The organism is Roseateles sp. P1_C6 (genome assembly GCF_056406315.1).
In genome coordinates, this window is the sequence record NZ_JBFUAK010000003.1 from 1 (window position 1) to 15,902 (window position 15,902).

Below are 15,902 nucleotides of genomic sequence, written 5' to 3' on the forward strand. Positions count from 1 at the left end.
TGGCCGAGACCATCAACGGCCTCTACAAGGCCGAGGTGATCCATCGGCGCGGGCCGTGGAAGACCAAGCAGGCGGTGGAGCTGGCCACGCTGGAATGGGTGGCCTGGTTCAACCACCACCGATTGATGGAGCCGCTGGGCTACATCCCGCCGGCCGAGTTCGAGGCCAACTACCATCGACAACGCGCTGGTCAGGCCGCGACCGTCTGACTTAAACCAATAGGCCTCCGCGATTGCCGGGGCGGTTCAGTACCTTGAGCGCGTCGACGGTGTGGCCGGACATCTCGCAGAGGCCGACGGCGCGTCGCCAGACTTCGGCCCTTTCACTGAGTTCGGAATCTTGCATCGCTCTCCGTAACCCGCAGCAGCCGGCATGTAGGACACACAAGCATCTGATGCTGGGCGTGGTGCGATTGCGCAAGTCTTGGGTGCCGATCCCCCTTCACGGCGGATGCCTTTCGAGGCAACAATTAGAAAAAGAGGTATCCCCAGGGAGGAATCTGATGCATCTAGAACGAGTATTTTTCAGTCACCTTCTGGCGACAACCTACCGTTCCGGCTCGACCAATTGGACCCATAGTTATCGAGCTGTCGTCGATCAAATTGTTGGAATGGTGCTCGTTGAAGTAGGTGAGCCTCGGCCCCGTCTCCAAGTTGAGCGGATTGCCCATGAGCTCTTCAGAGTTGCACTAGACGGCTACTTCCCGACTAACCCTGGCTCCGTGATGCACATCGTCTCAGACGGGCATTGCGGTCCGTTGGTTCGCATTCCTAGACCATCTTGCATGGAGCGACACCTTCCTAAGGATCGCCCGCCGACTCCGGCAGAGTTCGAGATCGCTTGGGATTCGTGCTCGCATGGGCGAGACTGATCCAGCGATGTACGTCCAAGTCATTCCGATCTACTTCGAGGCCGACGAAGCGGCGGCGCACTACTTTCTGAATCATCGAGACGAGGTGGATGCGATCACGGGCGAAATGAGGGTGATCCTCCATGCGGGGAAGTTGCCCGCACGTGCCTCAAGTGATGTGGCTTCTGCAGTCAGCAGCGACCGCTTTCCCGGTCTAAAAGCCGACGATGTCCCTTGCCTGTGGGTCGAGAGTGGCCACGCTCACTTCAAGGTGCCTCTCTCCACCGACCGGCAGGAAGTGGCGCGAACTCTTCGTAGGTTGGCTGCAGCGATGAAAGATGCTGAGTCATTTCAAGACGGGGAGCAGCGATTCTTTATGAAGGCCGCCACCGCCGCTTCTTCGAAGCAATCGGAGCCAACGAAGGACGGGCGACCGACCATCATTTCTCTTCACGGGTTCAACACGCGAGGCGACTGGCAAAGAGATATCCAGCCCGTCTTCAATAAGTCGTATGTTGACCACGTCCCGTGGACCTACGGCTACGTGGGTGTGCGGAAGCTTCTTTCAGGGAGCGACCGGGACGCCAAGATTGAGTGGTTTCTCCGCCGGTATGAGGCCTTCAGGGCCCAGAGGCCAGCTGACGCGCCGTTGCCGTCAATCATCGCGCATAGCTATGGGAGCTACATCGTCGCAATGGCCATGATGCGGTACCCGCAGATCAGGTTTAACAACATTGTGCTGTGCGGCTCGATCATTCCGCGGGACTACGACTGGGATGCCGCATTCAAGAACGGGCAGTTCCAGCATGCGCTCAACGACTATGGCAAGAAGGACATTTGGCCCCGAGTCGCTGAGTGGGTGATGAACGATGCCGGAGGGTCTGGCTATGCCGGTTTTGAGAGTCTTGCAAATGGAAGGGTCTCGCAACGTGAGAATCAGTTCTGGAGTCACTCCAGCTACTTCACGCTCCTGAACTTCGAAGAGCGGTGGATGCCATTCGTTCTGACGGATGTTGTGCCTGCTGAGGTCGCTCGTTTCCGCGGACGGCGCTTCAATCGGAAGTTCGCTACAGTCTGCGCTTTGGTCAGTTTGATGTGCGTTGGCGTAGGCTGGCTTCTCTATCGGTGGCTGTCCGTTTGAAGTAGCCCATGGCGATGCTCCCAAGAGGCCCGATAGCATCAAGGCGTCAGCGCTTGGAGGAATGGGATGTGCTACTCGGCCCAGGTCTGGTCGGATTACCGAAAGTACGTACGAGAGTTCCGCGCCAAGATCCGCATCAAAGAGTTCTTCAAGATCTTCTTCGCTCGATCGCAAGGGGCGAAGCTGCACCTCCCGCGTGGCATGGAGAACGCCTTTGCCAACCCGCAGACCGACGAAGAGCAGGCCATCTGGGACCTGGTGCTTGAACACCGGCGGCAGTTGACGACCGAGTTCGAGGTTGAGCTGTTCGAACAGCGCACCCGCCTAGCGGAGGCCCAGCGCAAGCTGGAAAAGAAGGTCACGAAGGGCGCCCAGGAAAGCCAACGCATCGCGACGAACAAGATTGAGCGTGCACGTCAGAAGATTGCCGAGATGAACCGCATCGAACATCGGCCGGCAGATGACCGGATCTTCCCCATGAGCTACCTGCCGGTGATGTTCATGGAAGACGGCGAACTGGTCATCAAGCCCATGCGCTATCAATGTCGCCCTGCACGTGCGCCGGCCAACTACGACAAGCTCTACCCCGGCACCTTTAACGCTCGCCGAACCAGCCTACGGGATTTCTGGCGCGGGGAGTTCGGCAAGACCCATGGCGTGGTCGTTGCCCAGACCTTCTACGAATGGGTGAACAGGCATGAGGCCGAAGGCCGGGCGCTGCGGCCCGGTGAAGAGGTCACGAAAACTGAGATCGTGTTCAACCCGAACAACGACCAGGACATGTACGTCGCGTGCTTGATCTCGCACTGGGAGCGAGAAGGCGAGGAGGCTCTTGATTCCTTCGCCTTCATCACCGACGAGCCGCCGGAAGAAGTCCGCGCGGCAGGCCACGACCGCTGCATCGTCCCCCTCCGCCCCGATAACGTGATGCCTTGGCTAACCCCGCAGGGACACAGCCTGGATGACTTGGATCAGATGCTGGAGGATCGTGAACGGCCTTACTACGAGCATCAGCTGCTGGCAGCGTAGGCGTCGGGGTAAACCCGCAGTTCCGCAAAGAGCGGGAAGGCCGGGAATCCGTCGATTCAGGCTTCTCCGCCAACCACTTACGACATGGCTATCAAGTCACGACGGCTGCGCTCTTTGCGCTTCTTACGAGGTGATGAGCAAACTCTGTGGCTTCGCGCTGGAAGCCCATTTCCAGGAGGTCGGCCAAGCAATCGATCCGGGCCGCGAAGTGTCCGTGCTCGGTAGCTGCCTGGCGTAGGTCGCGTTGCGTGTGCAGGACGAGCACCGGCTCTACCCTAGCGCCAGACTTGGCCGGATCGGCCAGCCCAGCTTGGATCTTCGAGGCCAAGTCGGCGGCCGAACCATGCACGCACACGTCTAGGCGTTTCGACTGCATTCGCGGAAGTCGTACCCAGCGGCCTCATCGCCGCCACGACCAGCCCGCAGCCACCGCATAGATCGCCAGCACGGCTAGGACGAGCGCGCCTACCTTGGCTCAGCTGACCTTCAAGCACCAGCTCTCGAGGTCGTCCAGCGGCACCGACGCGCCGAAGGGCATTTGGTCCTTGACGGGGCGAACGCTGGCCGGCGTGACGAAGAAGAGCCCGCCGCCCACCTGCAACTGCACAAGCTGCTCTCGCACTTCTACGACCATGCCGCAGACGGAGAATTTTCTGCCTCGGAGTTGGCTCTCGTACCTCTTGTACTCGAGCCCCAGGTGCTGAGAAGGGACGTCGCCCGCGCTGACTGCGACGACGGTGCCGGGCTTCAGGCTTTTTCGGAAGGCATTGGCCTCTTCATCCCGTCGGCGAGACTGGTCACGAAGCTTGAGGATCTGCTCAGGCGTGGCCGTGGCCAGGACGATGGTCCATGACAGCGTGGGGGGCAGTTGGCGTTCTGTCACGACCCGGCCTGCCTGGACTTCGATGTCGAACGGAGCAGTTTCGGAAGCGCACGCGTAGCGGCCGTAGAGCTTTCGCTGCTGCAGGCGCTTAATGTCGCGCTCTGCCTTCGGCTCGTCAATGCCAGGCCGGGCCTCGAACTTGAGTTCGCCTGCCCCGGCAGCGCAGACGCGGGCCAGGTCACCAGCGACTGTCTCCATGATGGCCACAGCCGCGCTCTGTTCAACGAACGGCTGAGGGAATGTGAAGGCGATGGAACCGGGCACGCGGTAGCGTGCATCCGTACGCATTGCCGAGAGCTTCATCGAGACCTCGGGCGGTCGCCAGGCCTTGTAAGTCCCGTCGCCAAGTCCGACGTCGACGTACTGCTTGTAAAGGTCGCCGAGGTTGGACGCGGGCTCGGCGCCCGCGCTCTGTGCAACGCCGACGGCGATCCACAGCATCCCTCCCAGCAATCGCTTCATTTCAGCAACTCTTTGATTCGCGGTCGTTTGAATACGGCTTATATGCCGTGGTCAACAAGATAGCACGCTTGGCACGCTTCGCTCGTGCCCACTGCCAAGCCTGCAACTCCACGTCGAAAGCCCGCCCCACGGTCGACCTCGTTCGATCCGGCGGCAGCGAAGGCGTTTGGCTCGGCGGTGCGGCGGTTGCGTGAAGAGAAAGGGTGGGTGCAAGACGCCTTTGCGTTTGCAGCAGGCGTCGACCGTTCGTACTACGGCAAGCTCGAACGCGGCGAGCGACAGCCGACGTTCGGCCTCATCCTGCGGATTGCGCAGACGCTAGGGGTGCCGGCTTGGAAGGTCGTACGCGCCGCGGAAGGCGCGCTGGAGCCGGTCACAGCGGATTCGTGATCGCATCCATTGCCGTGGCAGCGGGATATGATTTCGGCAATGGTCAACAGTGTTGGCCCACCGTCTAGCGGGGCAAGACCCGGAGGGCTGCGGCAGTCGACTGCTCAATCCTGAAGGCTCGCGCCCCCAGTTCTAAGAGGCCCCGCGGTGCGGGGCCTTTCCTTTCCAACGCGGCGCGGCCGTGTCGTTGGGATGTCCGGGACAGCCAGGTCAGTCGAGCGGAACCTTGCGCCCGATCTCCTTCAAACCCAGGTTCCACAACACGTCGATGCCACGCAAGTAGCTCAGCACGCGGTGCGACCGGTCGTTGATGAGGCCACCCAGGCCTTCGCCGTCCAAGCCTTCAGGCGTGCGCTCCAGCGCCACGACTTCGACAGGCCAGTAGTCGGCATCGGTGCTGACTTGGCAGACGTGCTCGACGTCCTCGGTGTACTTGTCAGGGTTGATTTGGGTGCCGTCAAACAGCGCAGCGTCGACGACCACAGTCAGATTGCCTTTGCGCTCCCCGATAAAGAGCGTCGGTGCCAGCAAGCCGGCCATCAATAGGCCCTCCACGACGGGCACGACGCGATCGTCGTGGTCTTCGTCCCAGATGATGGCGAAGTCGTGGGCCTTGGCCTTTCGCAAGGGGGAGAGATCCTTGTCTTGCCACGCCACCGCGCGGCACACCGAGTGGTGGGTGCCATTTCCGAGATTGCCAACAGGCTCAGCCTCGTCGTGCAGACAGGAAAAGAGGGTCGAGTAGGCGCGATTGGCCATGGTTGTTGCTCCGATTTCGTCGGAGTGGTTGGCGGTCAGCCAAAAAAAGAAGCGGGCTTTCGGCCCATTCCAGCTCACGCCAGTGTAGAGCGGATTCGCGGGTTAACCCTTGTGTTGGCTCTGTCGTGGGACACGCTTTCAGTGGCGACAACGGCCAGTCCGTAAGCTATTCGCGCCAGCGGCAGAACGTGATCAGCTCGTTCAGGCCTTCCTGCTCTTCCGCCAGAAGCGCCACGCACCTTCCAGGTCTGCTGGTCCGGCGAATGGTCGACCAAATCGGTACCGGCTTCCATGATGCATTGCCCGTCCGGATGCACCGTGAACGCGATGTCGGCCCGCAGTGGGCCTGGCACGCCCGCAACCTAGGGTACTGGCAAACCTACCGCGGGCGGAAGCAGCCGGGCTCGCCGCTGAGCGTAAGAGCCCGGTTTAGAGAGAATTATTCCTGGAGGCTAATTAGTCGTCAGTAATAATTTTTAACAACCATGTGAGTAATCGCTCACATTTATGGGCCGCTAGCTCTACTCAACGTCCTTCGGGCTCTGTCCCGGTCTCTATGACGTAGTGCCCCTCTGGGTCCACGGTGAACTCGATGTTGGCCCGCATCAGCCAGTGCGCCGCACCAGGTGCATATTCCGACGCGACCGGAGCACTTGGTCCAGCGTCTTCTGAGCACGGAATCCTGCGCCTGATGAGCACCTTGTCCGGAGGTGTCGTGCAGGGCAGCGTGTCCGGCGACTTGATGGCTCGGTTCAGCGTCTAGTGCGGAGATGCCGGCCGCTTCAGGCTGGGTGCCGTCGCTAGCAGTCGGCGCCTGAGGGTCAGCAAAGTGCCCAAAGCAGCCCTCGGTCGAGCAACGGGGTCCACTTCCAGCTTTGCTTGTTCGATGGCCGCTGCCGGAGGATGAGAATTACGAACCCGCGAGGGTTTTTGACCAAAGTGCGATTCCGCCTGTTCAGATCGCCCCCGCCCGTACCAATCGCCGGTGCTGATTCCGCAAGGGACGACATCAGAACAATCACAGGCGATTAACGCGAACCTCCCGAAGGGCGCGAAACACCTCCCGGCGATCCCCAAGGGGTACCGGCGGGTTCGCCGTGCCGCGGGCGCGGGCCCGGCTTGGGTGACGTGAATTGACCGTGATATTGGTCTTGATTCTTGGCCATAGACGGTCGGCGGTGCCCGACGGATCAGGCCCCGCCTTTCGCGTTAGGCACGGCACATCATTAAAGTTGATGTTTCCTTAACCGTACTAGCACGCAATGATGCTCCGTCTGTACGCGCGTTCTCGAACGTACCTTCGCAAATTGTAGAAACCTTTTTCTAAACAGGGAGAAGATCATGGCTCATGATTTGACGGCTGCTCAGTCAGCTATTAAGAACGCGCTCGACCAGTATTACGACTTCCTCCATGAGTTGATTCTTCCTCCCGGGGACAGCATGCCGCCCGGTCAGCGGATCGCCGTCAACAACACGCTTCTTACAATCGATTTGTACGAAAAATCTCCTCTTTGGGATGAAGAGGTTTTTCGCTCATTTGCTGACAGGGTCGTTCTGACCTCGCCGACAAGTTACGCGATGGGAAGCCCTTCTACAGCAGATCTCTACTCTGAGCAGTATGAAAATTTGCTCAACCGAGTGATGTCAAAGCTGGATTCGAAATTGAGCGCAAAGGCGCTTCAGCAAATTCAAGGCCACCGCGGGAATATGGCCGATTATCGGAAGGACATTCAGCATCTTTTCACTGAGGTCAATGATGCCTGGCGTGCTGAAGCCACAAAGCGGGGTCTTAAAGAAAGCGATCCTCATTATCTGGAAGAGCAGATTAGTTTTTTCGAGATCCAGCGAATTCCAAGCACCTTGCGCGATCTCCGATCCAGCATTGATTCGGAGCTCAGGGACATTGCGCAGATTCGGTTGGCAGCATTTCCGCCCGATACTCAAGAATTACTTAAGCGTTTTGATTTTACGACCCTCGTGGAAAACAAGATGCCCCGACCAAAGAATGCAACACTTGAGATTGATCGAGGTTATTCTGAAATGGATTTGGCTCGACTGAACTCTATCGGGGGGCTTTCTCTGTTTGACGAAGGACAAGACATCACGCCCGCAATTTCCCTTGTAGGATTTTTGAAGAATCCTGGCGTGCGCCGTTTTGAAATTAAAGACTCAGCTGTGCAGAAGCACAATCATGACACCGATTGGAATGTCCACGCCTCTGGAAGCTATTTGTTCTTCTCTGCAAGCGCTTCGGCGTCGGGTGGCGAGACTGTTGCATCGATCGCCTCTCAGGTCACTGAATTCTCTGTGAAGTTCGAAAACATAGCTGAGGTCTGGGTACGGCGTGGTCCTTGGTACTCGAGCGGCATTTTTACGATCCCGCAAGTTGCTGAGGAGCTTAAGAAAGACCCCAAGCTCGCCGCGAGACTGGCCTACGTAACCGCATCGATGGTTATTGCGCGCGGGTTGACGCTTCGCGTTTATTTGAAGGATGAGAGCCAGGTCGAAACATGGCGTCGCTTTTCTGCAGGGGGGTCTGGCGGATTCTCGTTCTGCGGGATAAGTTTCGGTGGCGGTGGCGGTGGCGGCAGCACGAGCTACGACATGAGCTACAGCATTGCGGAAAAATGGGTCGAATTTACCGACGGCCCGCAGCATGCGAGGCTGCTCGCCTTCCGGACAGTGGAAGCAATTCCTGGAACGGACAAGAAAGCCCATGCTTTCATGAGCAACTACTGGGACCAGACCGAACTGGGTCAGAAATTAATGAAAAGCGGGGTCGCTGCAACTCAGTTGAGTTTAGGCGCGCCAGTTGAAAGTCTGTCTTTTGCCAAGAAGCCTTAACAACTGGTCTGGCGAAATGGCAGATTTTCGTATGCGGCCCGCGAGACTCTTGATTCTTGCCATGGCCTTGGGTGTTACTGCGTGCTGCACTACGAGTTCAAGGACCTATCCCATATGCAGTTGGCGGGAGCCCCTTAGTCCCTCGGAAGTTGAAGCGTTCCAGAGGAACACTCGACATCTTGCTCAGACCTATTTGGGCGAAAAGGATGTGTCAGTTGCGTTCAGCGCATCCAATCGAGTGATGGTAGCTAGAGGGAAAGACAAAGACCTCGCTGAACTTGCCAAAGCTTGGCCGCGTGTTGGCTGCATTGGCGAATATCAAGGACCAATTCGATTCCAAGAGTATTCCGTGTGCGTCCAGTATTTGGAACGAGCAATGACTAAGGCTGGAATTCCGCCTTTGGGAAAAGTCAGCGATTACGGCGAGCCGCCTAAACAGGTTTTCTGTAAATAGCTCTGGCAACACTTCAAGCCGCGGCTAGTTGGGCGATGTCTCTTATTTGACGGTAGAAGGAACCCACTCACCGAGAGTGGCTCGTACTTTGCTTAATTTGCTCGGGGAGGCCTAGGTAAGGCGTAGCCCGCGACCAACCGGAAGAGTGTCAATTCGTCGCGCAGATGTCTACTTTGAGTCGATAGCGCCATTCCCGCCCGATAAGCAGTAGACATTCCAGCGTGAGTTGACGACGACAGCCGAGGGAGCCAGCATGGATGACCTGAGCACCATTAACACCGATCGTTGAAGCCGTCACCCTGGCGGGTGACGGCGGATGCTTCATGCCAGGCAGAGTGAACTCGGGGGCTGCTCGCCGATGACGGCAACCGCGGCGGTGCCGCCCTTCGGCGTCGATCTCGACCTTCCGCTTTGGGCACGAAGTCGCCCTCCGGGTCGCTGCGTCGAGCTTCAGGAATGTGCCCAAAGCCGAAATTGATAGGTTGGCAGCAGGAGGCTGGAAGCGGTCCGTCGACAGACCGACTCAGGCAGAGGGCTATCGAACCATCAGATCAGGCATGGCCATCCTGGGGCTCACGGGCTTTGGCCCGCACACTGCGCCAGGCCTCCTGTAGAAAGGGCAGCACATTCAGTACGAGCGCTGACCCGATCAACGTTGCAGAGTAGGCCACGGGCGGCAAAGCTGCCTTTAGCCGGATGCCCCAATCAGGCCGCGCGTCAGACAGTCCTAGGAGAGCCAGCGTTTGGCCGGGCGTCATCGCCATGATCCCTGCAAGGCCGGCCCAAGGTAGCAGGTGCTGAAATCCATGCACCCATTGCTCAAGCGCAGGGATGGTGCGGCGCGCCAGCGCCACCTTCAAGTCGGCCGCGTAGGCGAGGTCGTGCAGGACCAGAGCCCCTAGCAACAGGCACAGCAGTCCGGCCGTAGGTTCCATGTAAAGCGCCGCCAGGATTGCGGTGCCCAGCAGGGCCACCATCACTAGATGCAGCAGCGACTCTGGCAGCCCGGCCGTGTGTTCAATCCGCAATTGGCGATGGCAGGCCCAGTCGAGGAGGCCCGCCAGCATGAGCAGCGGCACCCAGATGAAGGCGAGCAACATGCGAACGAGTTCAGCGCTGTCGGGCATGGTGGGCGGTTCGCCGTCACTTCGTGGGCCGCATGCCTATTGCGGTTGGCCTTCCGTGAATGGGGGAATGCCTTCGATTGCGTGATGGGCTGCTTCGGTGGCGTAGGTCAGCGCCTCCTCTGGCGTTGCCCAGGCGTTGTCTGTCGCCGGCCGATAGCTGTCGTCAGTGCCGCTGCCTGCAGCGGCAGTTGGGTCGAGGATGGTGAAGCGCCCGACGAACAGGTCGCCTTTCGGAAAGGTTTCGACCTTGAAACGAATTCCGTTATGTACGTCGATCACGCTGTCTGTCATGGCTGCCTTTCGTGCGCTCGAGGCGCTGAGACTGCTCTGCACAAGCTTGCATGCGGCGTTGCTTTTAGCGGCAGAGCCCAACACAACCAGAGCATCTGCACCCTGAATCGCCTTTGTTGTAGGACGAGGTCGCCTTTCAGCCGCGCGTTAGGGATACGTCAACGATTCGGATGGGTACGCAAATTGCCGCTTCCGGCGTCGCGCTCGGCGCGCAACCACCCTTAACAAACGGAGTTAACAATGCGTCGTCTCACTGCTGTCCTGTCTACCCTTGTCGCGACCGCTGCGCTGGCCGCTGCCCCCGCCCACGCGAAGTCTGACGAGTCGTTCATGAAAGACGCCGCCCATGCGGGCGCCGCCGAGATAGAGGCCAGCAAGCTGGCTCAGACCAAGGCGAAAAATGCCGACGTAAAGGCGTTCGCCGATTCCATGATCGCCGACCACACCAAGGTGGCGGACGAACTCAAGGCATTGGCTGCCAAGAAGAACGTCAAGCTGCCCGATGGTCCGTCGGTCACGCAGAAGGCCGAGCTGAAGTTGATCGACGCCGGCGACAACGACAAGTTCGACGAGCGCTATGCCAAGCACTTCGGCGTCAACGCCCACAAGGACACGATCAAGCTGTTCGAAGACGCGGCCAAGAACGCCAAGGACCCCGAGGTCAAGGCGTGGGCCGAGAAGACCTTGCCAGGCCTCAAGCACCACCTGGAGATGGCCCAGGCACTCAGCGTCGCACCGAAGAAGTGACTTCGGACGCCGTGTAAGCCTCGTCCGACCCTCAAAAGGCGTCTCAACGCACGATGCGGCCCATGTTGCAACGGCACATTGCTGCAATGCAACATGGAGTCCGCAATGACCAGCATCCCTGACCCAGCTTCTGCCGGTGCCCCCCCATTGAGCCTGCTCGGCTTAGAGCCGCTCCGAGCCGCCTGGGAATACGCGCACATGCGCTTGCTAGACGCCTCGGGCTTTCCACGAGGGGATGGCCATACCGTGGTGGTGTTTCCGGGATTGGCTTCGGACAAGCATGCCACCGCGCCGCTCACGTCGTTCTGCGAGGGCCTCGGATACGAGGCCTACGACTGGGGACGCGGTTTCAACACCGGCCCGAGGGGCGAGCCCAACGGCTGGCTGGATGAACTGGCCGAGCATGTTTGCGCGCTGGCCCCCGACCGAACGCAAGATCTCAGTCTGATCGGCTGGAGCCTCGGTGGCATCTACGCCCGCGAGGTTGCCAAGCGCCTGCGGCCACGGGTCCGTCAGGTCATCACCATCGGCACACCATTCGCCAGCGGAGGCGACGATACGCACGCCGGCCTCGTCTATCGGATCCTCAGCGGACAAAAACCGATGCTGGATAGCGCGATGCGCAAGCAATTGTTGACCCCACCCGATGTGCCCACTACGTCCATCTACAGCCGGACTGACGGCGTGGTTGCATGGCAGGCGTGCATCCAGCCCGAGCAGCGCCGCGACATCCAGAACGTGGAGGTCGAAGGTAGCCATTGCGGACTCGGCTGGAACCCGACGGTGCTCGGGGTAATCGCGGATCGGCTTGCACAACCCAGCAATCGTTGGAGGCCTTACGAAGCACCGCAACGTCCAGTCAGGTCGTCAGGGTCATAGCTGCATCGCCGCATCGTGGCGAACTTCGCACCTGCCGGCCACCTATTTGCTGGGCGTCGCGTGCGCGTCGATCCAGGCCTCGCCGGCCTCTCGTCCGCGAGCGAACGCCATGGTCGCCGTCTCACAAAGCTGGTCAATCAGTTCGCTGTGCTCAGGGTCGGCATCGGCCGTGTCAGCGATGGCATAGGCAGGTCGGTACAGATCGGGACCCTCCGGACGCGCCTGGATCAGGATCATCTTGCCGCGGTAAGGATGCTGCTGCGTCATGGGAAAGGGCCGGACGTGGAGTCAGGAAATTTCTACACCGTTCAAACGATTCGGGATGTCAGCCGTCGCCTGATCTGATCAGTTGCAACTTCCGCACCCCGGCCTCGTTGAAATCCCAGGCGGCGGTGATGTAAATTTTCTGGCGGGCGCCGGTCTAGGTCAGTACCCGCCAGAAAAGCGGGAGTCTGTTGGGAGCTGAACGATGTATCAGCAGCGCATTGAAGAGAAACGTCTCGAGCTGGAAAACGCACAGATCATGGTGCGCGCAGCCCGCAAGGCCGCGTTGGACGCTGAAGGTAGAGAGTGCGTCTCTGGGACGGAATTGGTTCAGCTGCAAACCGAATTGACACGCGCGGAAGAGAACGCGTTTTGGCTGGCCGCAGAGCTGGATGCCTTGAACGAACTGCAGGTCGAACACCTCAACGTCACGCACGTTGCGTCCCGGTGAGTACGTCCTGTCCCCTGCCGTAACCCTTCCATAGAAAAGGCCCAATGCTTGAAAGCATCGGGCCTTTGTCGGTGCGCCGTTCCATTGCCGTCGGGCATCTGTCCTGGCTCGCGACGTCACAAATCTAGCCGAGCAGCGGGAAGCTCGCCTGTGCAAACCGTCTGATGAATGCGTAAGACGCGGCATACGGTATCCGTCAATGACTTGGCGGCGAAGCGCGAGAGGTGCTTGCTTCAAGCAATCGGCTCGTAGGAAGCCCGCAGGAGGGAGACGGGCCTGACAAGTGCATGTCAGGCCCTTCCTTTTTGCACGCCCTCGCGTAAGTGCGGCCTTGTCCGACAGCAGCGTCACGCTTGTTCGATAAATCTTCATGGCCTGCCTCGTGTGACTACGCCGGCAACGCACTCACCCCGGCACGACGCTTGCTGTTGCACAGACTTGGAAAGGAATTCAGCCATGAGCAACCCTCTATCCCACGTCGGTCAGACGGCACGTCCCGAGGTGAACGACCAGGTGCAGCGGCAGGATCAAAACGACCAATCCCAAAGTCAAGGCGAAGGCCCGCAGGCCGCCTCAGCGTTGGCTGGGGAACCGCCCGCCACACGGCTGCCGCAACATCCTCAGCAGCAGCAAGGCGACACGTCCCGCCGGCCCGCTGAACAGGAAGTGCGCGAGCAGCAGCAGGGAGAAACCGACAACGAGGACGCAGAACTCCGGCACGAAAGCGCCGTGTAAATCCCGCGCCGCCCATGGGCGTTGGGCGGTGTCTTTGCCACTAGCCAGTAGGAAATCACATGCCAACCGCAACGAAAACCTCAGCCAAGGCGTCCAAGGGCGCATCTGTCAAACCCGCCACAGGTTCCAAGAGCCGCCGCAGCGAAGCTCCGGACGCGATCGACCTGCTCATCAATGACCACCGTGAGGTCAAGGCGCTGTTCAAGGAGTACGACAAGCTCGTTAAGGCCGAGGCCGACGCAGGCGAAAAGCAAGTCGTCGCGGCACAGATCTGCGTGATGCTTACGGCACACGCAACGGCCGAAGAAGAACTGTTCTATCCCCGCGCCCGTGGGGTGCTGGGTGAAGACGAGGACCTGGTCGACGAGGCCGATGTCGAACACGCCAGCGCCAAGGAACTGATCGCCCAAATCGAATCAGGCTCTCCGGACGATCCGCTTTACGACGCCAAGGTCAAGGTGCTCGGCGAGTACATCGACCATCACGTCAAGGAAGAGGAAGGCGAGATGTTCCCCAAGATCCGCAAGTCCGACCTCGACCTGGACGGCATCGGCGAAGAGATCGCCGCCCGCAAGGCCGAACTGATGGGCCAAGTCAGCGAACCGCACTGACCGGTCAGAACGAGGCCCGTCGAGCCGGGCCTTGTTCAAACCATCGATTGGCCATCACCCTGGAGCACGAGCATGGCAGACGACAAGTCGAAGACTGGCGGCCGGGACCGCCAGCGCATCAACGTCAACGAGGCGTATGAGCTTCGCGATTGGGCCGCCAAGTTCGACGTCACCAGCGAACAGCTCAAGCAGGCCGTCGCCCAGGTCGGTGACCGGGCCGCCGAAGTGGAGCAACATCTGAAGGGCAAGCGGAGCTAGTTCGCGGTCCGTGGACTTCGCGCAGAGCCCTGAGACCGTTGCGCGTCAGCTGATCGGCTGGACGCTTTTGGTGGATGGCGTGGGTGGCGTGATCGTTGAGACCGAGGCCTACGACGTGGATGACGAGGTCTCCCACAGCTTCAAGGGCCAGACGCCACGCAACGCGGCAATGTTCGGCCCGCCGGGCTTGTGGCATATGTCTATCTGAGCTACGGCCTGCACTGGTGCCTCAATATCGTGTGCCGCGATGCAGGCCATGGCGCTGCCGTGCTGATTCGCGCCCTGGAGCCCACGCAAGGCGTGGATGTCATGCGCGAGCGCCGTGGCATCGAGCGTATCCACTTGCTAGCCTCAGGGCCCGGCCGCGTCGGCCAGGCCTTGGGCGTCAACCGCGCACTTGATGGCAAAGCGCTAGACCAGCCGCCGTTCGAATTGCTTGAGCCCGCCGAGCCCGCCGCGCTGATGGTCGGCGTTCGCATCGGCATCACCAAGGCGGCTGATCTGCCCTGGCGATTCGGCTTGGCCGGATCCCCCTTCCTCAGTCGGCGGTTCAATTAGAGAAGACCACCTGCCAACGGCGTTCGCCGCGCCAACACCCAGTGCAACGCTTTCAATCCAGTTCGATCCACACCGGGGCGTGGTCGCTGGACTTCTCCCAGCCGCGCACTTCAAGGTCGACGGCTGCAGCCCGCAGTCTTGGAACAAGCGATGGCGATAGCAGCAGATGGTCGATGCGCAACCCGGCGTTGCGCTGGAACGCGTTCCTGAAGTAATCGAAGTAGGTGTAGATCGTCGCCGCCGGATGGAACTTCCTGATCGCATCCGTCCAGCCTTGCGACATCAAGCGCTCGAACACTTCGCGGGTCTCTGTGCGAAACAGCGCGTCATCTACCCAGCGCTCAGGCTTGTACACATCATGGGCGGTCGGAATCACGTTGTAGTCGCCGGCCAACACGACCGGGATCTTGCCCGCCAGGAGAGCGGCGGCGTGAAGGTTGAACTGCTCCATCCAGCGCAGCTTGTAGTCAAACTTGGGCCCAGGCGCTGGATTGCCGTTCGGCAAGTAAAGGCACGCCACTTTGAGGCCATCCCCACCAGCAGCAGAACCGTTCTGCTCGGCTGCAGGGCGTCAGTCCTGATCTTGCTCATGTCGTCACCGGGAACAAGAGCAGAGCTCGCGCAGCGGCGGCAACCAGCATGGCGGCACGCAAGGCTCGACGCGCGGCGGCTCGCATGAGCAGCACGTCAACGCTGGCAAGCAAAGTCACAAGAACAGCTGAGCTGTGACGGCCTGGCCACCAGGCCCGCGCGACGACGCGTGACTCGTCAGACGCCATGCTGCTTCGCAGAAGCGGCATGGCGTTTGCCCTTTTCAGCGCAGAGCATCAACTCGTGGAGATGACCATGCCCAGAGGCGACAAATCCTCCTACACAGACAAGCAAAAACGTCAGGCCGAACACGTCGAGAGCGGCTATGAACACCGCGGCGTGCCCAAGGACGAGGCCGAGCGCCGCGCCTGGGCAACCGTCAACAAGGAAACGGGTGGCGGCAAGAAGTCGGGCGCGGGCCGCGGAAAGCCCGAGAACCACGAGCCTTCACGCAAGGGCGGCCGCACGGGTGGCGCCGCTTCAGCCAGCCGCACTGCTGCCGAACGCTCGGCGTCCGCCAAGAAGGCGGCGGCAACACGCAAGCGCAATGCCGCCGCCCGCAGCGCCCATCACTGAGG

General features: G+C 60.2%; 18 protein-coding genes and 1 pseudogene. 13 read left to right on the forward strand and 6 right to left on the reverse strand.

Annotation, left to right across the window (positions count from 1 at the left end; genetic code table 11):
• The 3 genes from AC1D29_RS05990 to AC1D29_RS06000 all read left to right on the forward strand — a co-directional run.
• Positions 1-209: IS3 family transposase (locus AC1D29_RS05990; RefSeq protein ID WP_477895183.1), on the forward strand; the 209-nt coding region annotated here is incomplete at its 5' end.
• Between the two features lie 648 nt (positions 210-857).
• Positions 858-1,991, forward strand: coding sequence for a hypothetical protein (locus tag AC1D29_RS05995; RefSeq protein WP_477895185.1), 1,134 nt, complete (start codon positions 858-860; stop codon positions 1,989-1,991).
• A gap of 66 nt (positions 1,992-2,057) precedes the next feature.
• Positions 2,058-3,020 (forward strand): SOS response-associated peptidase family protein, encoded by a 963-nt coding sequence (locus AC1D29_RS06000; protein WP_477895187.1) that lies wholly within the window; start codon positions 2,058-2,060, stop codon positions 3,018-3,020.
• A gap of 475 nt (positions 3,021-3,495) precedes the next feature.
• Here the strand turns inward: AC1D29_RS06000 and AC1D29_RS06005 are convergent, their stop codons facing one another.
• Positions 3,496-4,365, reverse strand: coding sequence for a hypothetical protein (locus AC1D29_RS06005; RefSeq protein ID WP_477895189.1), 870 nt, complete (start codon positions 4,363-4,365; stop codon positions 3,496-3,498).
• An 84-nt stretch (positions 4,366-4,449) separates the two neighbouring features.
• Here AC1D29_RS06005 and AC1D29_RS06010 point away from each other — a divergent pair, with 84 nt between their 5' ends.
• The gene (locus tag AC1D29_RS06010) at positions 4,450-4,755 is read left to right on the forward strand and encodes a helix-turn-helix domain-containing protein (protein WP_477895191.1); all 306 of its coding nucleotides are present in this window, start codon (positions 4,450-4,452) and stop codon (positions 4,753-4,755) included.
• Positions 4,756-4,965: 210 nt separating this feature from the next.
• On the opposite strand, the gene AC1D29_RS06015 is transcribed toward AC1D29_RS06010, so the two are convergent.
• Positions 4,966-5,514, reverse strand: coding sequence for a hypothetical protein (locus AC1D29_RS06015; protein ID WP_477895193.1), 549 nt, complete (start codon positions 5,512-5,514; stop codon positions 4,966-4,968).
• Between the two features lie 1,341 nt (positions 5,515-6,855).
• On the opposite strand from AC1D29_RS06015, the gene AC1D29_RS06020 reads away from it, so the two are divergent.
• Entirely contained in the window at positions 6,856-8,358 is a 1,503-nt protein-coding gene (locus AC1D29_RS06020) for a hypothetical protein (protein ID WP_477895195.1), read from the forward strand.
• A 1,005-nt stretch (positions 8,359-9,363) separates the two neighbouring features.
• Here the strand turns inward: AC1D29_RS06020 and AC1D29_RS06025 are convergent.
• Together AC1D29_RS06025 and AC1D29_RS06030 are read right to left on the reverse strand one after the other, a co-directional pair.
• Entirely contained in the window at positions 9,364-9,939 is a 576-nt protein-coding gene (locus AC1D29_RS06025; protein WP_477895197.1) for a hypothetical protein, read from the reverse strand.
• 36 nt (positions 9,940-9,975) lie between these two features.
• Positions 9,976-10,230 (reverse strand): hypothetical protein, encoded by a 255-nt coding sequence (locus AC1D29_RS06030; RefSeq protein ID WP_477895199.1) that lies wholly within the window; start codon positions 10,228-10,230, stop codon positions 9,976-9,978.
• 240 nt (positions 10,231-10,470) lie between these two features.
• On the opposite strand from AC1D29_RS06030, the gene AC1D29_RS06035 reads away from it, so the two are divergent.
• Positions 10,471-10,977, forward strand: coding sequence for a DUF4142 domain-containing protein (locus AC1D29_RS06035; protein WP_477895201.1), 507 nt, complete (start codon positions 10,471-10,473; stop codon positions 10,975-10,977).
• 105 nt (positions 10,978-11,082) lie between these two features.
• Positions 11,083-11,856, forward strand: a complete 774-nt coding sequence (locus AC1D29_RS06040) for an alpha/beta fold hydrolase (RefSeq protein ID WP_477895203.1) — start codon at positions 11,083-11,085, stop codon at positions 11,854-11,856.
• 42 nt (positions 11,857-11,898) lie between these two features.
• Here AC1D29_RS06040 and AC1D29_RS06045 read toward each other — a convergent pair whose 3' ends face one another.
• Entirely contained in the window at positions 11,899-12,123 is a 225-nt protein-coding gene (locus AC1D29_RS06045) for a hypothetical protein (protein ID WP_477895205.1), read from the reverse strand.
• 202 nt (positions 12,124-12,325) lie between these two features.
• Here AC1D29_RS06045 and AC1D29_RS06050 point away from each other — a divergent pair, with 202 nt between their 5' ends.
• The 5 genes and pseudogenes from AC1D29_RS06050 to AC1D29_RS06070 all read left to right on the forward strand — a co-directional run bounded on the left by AC1D29_RS06050 (position 12,326) and on the right by AC1D29_RS06070 (position 14,733).
• Positions 12,326-12,571 carry a hypothetical protein gene (locus AC1D29_RS06050; protein ID WP_477895207.1) on the forward strand — a complete coding sequence of 82 codons (246 nt, stop codon included), beginning with the start codon at positions 12,326-12,328 and terminating at the stop codon, positions 12,569-12,571.
• Positions 12,572-13,027: 456 nt separating this feature from the next.
• On the forward strand, positions 13,028-13,306 hold the full coding sequence (locus AC1D29_RS06055; RefSeq protein ID WP_477895209.1) for a hypothetical protein: 279 nt from the start codon (positions 13,028-13,030) through the stop codon (positions 13,304-13,306).
• Positions 13,307-13,365: 59 nt separating this feature from the next.
• A complete protein-coding gene (locus AC1D29_RS06060) occupies positions 13,366-13,917 on the forward strand; it encodes a hemerythrin domain-containing protein (RefSeq protein ID WP_477895211.1) in 552 nt (183 codons plus the stop codon).
• A gap of 72 nt (positions 13,918-13,989) precedes the next feature.
• Positions 13,990-14,175, forward strand: coding sequence for a DUF3606 domain-containing protein (locus AC1D29_RS06065; RefSeq protein WP_477895213.1), 186 nt, complete (start codon positions 13,990-13,992; stop codon positions 14,173-14,175).
• Between the two features lie 10 nt (positions 14,176-14,185).
• Positions 14,186-14,733, forward strand: a pseudogene (locus AC1D29_RS06070) (DNA-3-methyladenine glycosylase).
• Between the two features lie 52 nt (positions 14,734-14,785).
• On the opposite strand, the gene AC1D29_RS06075 reads toward AC1D29_RS06070, so the two are convergent.
• Positions 14,786-15,253, reverse strand: a complete 468-nt coding sequence (locus tag AC1D29_RS06075) for an exodeoxyribonuclease III (RefSeq protein WP_477895215.1) — start codon at positions 15,251-15,253, stop codon at positions 14,786-14,788.
• Between the two features lie 326 nt (positions 15,254-15,579).
• Between AC1D29_RS06075 and AC1D29_RS06080 the strand changes: the two genes are divergently transcribed.
• The gene (locus AC1D29_RS06080) at positions 15,580-15,900 is read left to right on the forward strand and encodes a plasmid stabilization protein (protein WP_477896176.1); all 321 of its coding nucleotides are present in this window, start codon (positions 15,580-15,582) and stop codon (positions 15,898-15,900) included.
• Positions 15,901-15,902: the final 2 nt, after the last annotated feature.

What these genes read in the sequence shown, in the direction of transcription:
- AC1D29_RS06030 (WP_477895199.1), bottom strand. Translation starts at nt 10,230, where the DNA reads ATGACAGACAGCGTGATCGACGTACATAACGGAATTCGTTTCAAGGTC.
- AC1D29_RS06065 (WP_477895213.1), top strand. Translation starts at nt 13,990, where the DNA reads ATGGCAGACGACAAGTCGAAGACTGGCGGCCGGGACCGCCAGCGCATC.
- AC1D29_RS06025 (WP_477895197.1), bottom strand. Translation starts at nt 9,939, where the DNA reads ATGCCCGACAGCGCTGAACTCGTTCGCATGTTGCTCGCCTTCATCTGG.
- AC1D29_RS06055 (WP_477895209.1), top strand. Translation starts at nt 13,028, where the DNA reads ATGAGCAACCCTCTATCCCACGTCGGTCAGACGGCACGTCCCGAGGTG.
- AC1D29_RS06000 (WP_477895187.1), top strand. Translation starts at nt 2,058, where the DNA reads ATGTGCTACTCGGCCCAGGTCTGGTCGGATTACCGAAAGTACGTACGA.
- AC1D29_RS06050 (WP_477895207.1), top strand. Translation starts at nt 12,326, where the DNA reads ATGTATCAGCAGCGCATTGAAGAGAAACGTCTCGAGCTGGAAAACGCA.
- AC1D29_RS06035 (WP_477895201.1), top strand. Translation starts at nt 10,471, where the DNA reads ATGCGTCGTCTCACTGCTGTCCTGTCTACCCTTGTCGCGACCGCTGCG.
- AC1D29_RS06045 (WP_477895205.1), bottom strand. Translation starts at nt 12,123, where the DNA reads ATGACGCAGCAGCATCCTTACCGCGGCAAGATGATCCTGATCCAGGCG.
- AC1D29_RS06060 (WP_477895211.1), top strand. Translation starts at nt 13,366, where the DNA reads ATGCCAACCGCAACGAAAACCTCAGCCAAGGCGTCCAAGGGCGCATCT.
- AC1D29_RS06015 (WP_477895193.1), bottom strand. Translation starts at nt 5,514, where the DNA reads ATGGCCAATCGCGCCTACTCGACCCTCTTTTCCTGTCTGCACGACGAG.
- AC1D29_RS06020 (WP_477895195.1), top strand. Translation starts at nt 6,856, where the DNA reads ATGGCTCATGATTTGACGGCTGCTCAGTCAGCTATTAAGAACGCGCTC.
- AC1D29_RS05995 (WP_477895185.1), top strand. Translation starts at nt 858, where the DNA reads ATGGGCGAGACTGATCCAGCGATGTACGTCCAAGTCATTCCGATCTAC.
- AC1D29_RS06005 (WP_477895189.1), bottom strand. Translation starts at nt 4,365, where the DNA reads ATGAAGCGATTGCTGGGAGGGATGCTGTGGATCGCCGTCGGCGTTGCA.
- AC1D29_RS06080 (WP_477896176.1), top strand. Translation starts at nt 15,580, where the DNA reads ATGCCCAGAGGCGACAAATCCTCCTACACAGACAAGCAAAAACGTCAG.
- AC1D29_RS06040 (WP_477895203.1), top strand. Translation starts at nt 11,083, where the DNA reads ATGACCAGCATCCCTGACCCAGCTTCTGCCGGTGCCCCCCCATTGAGC.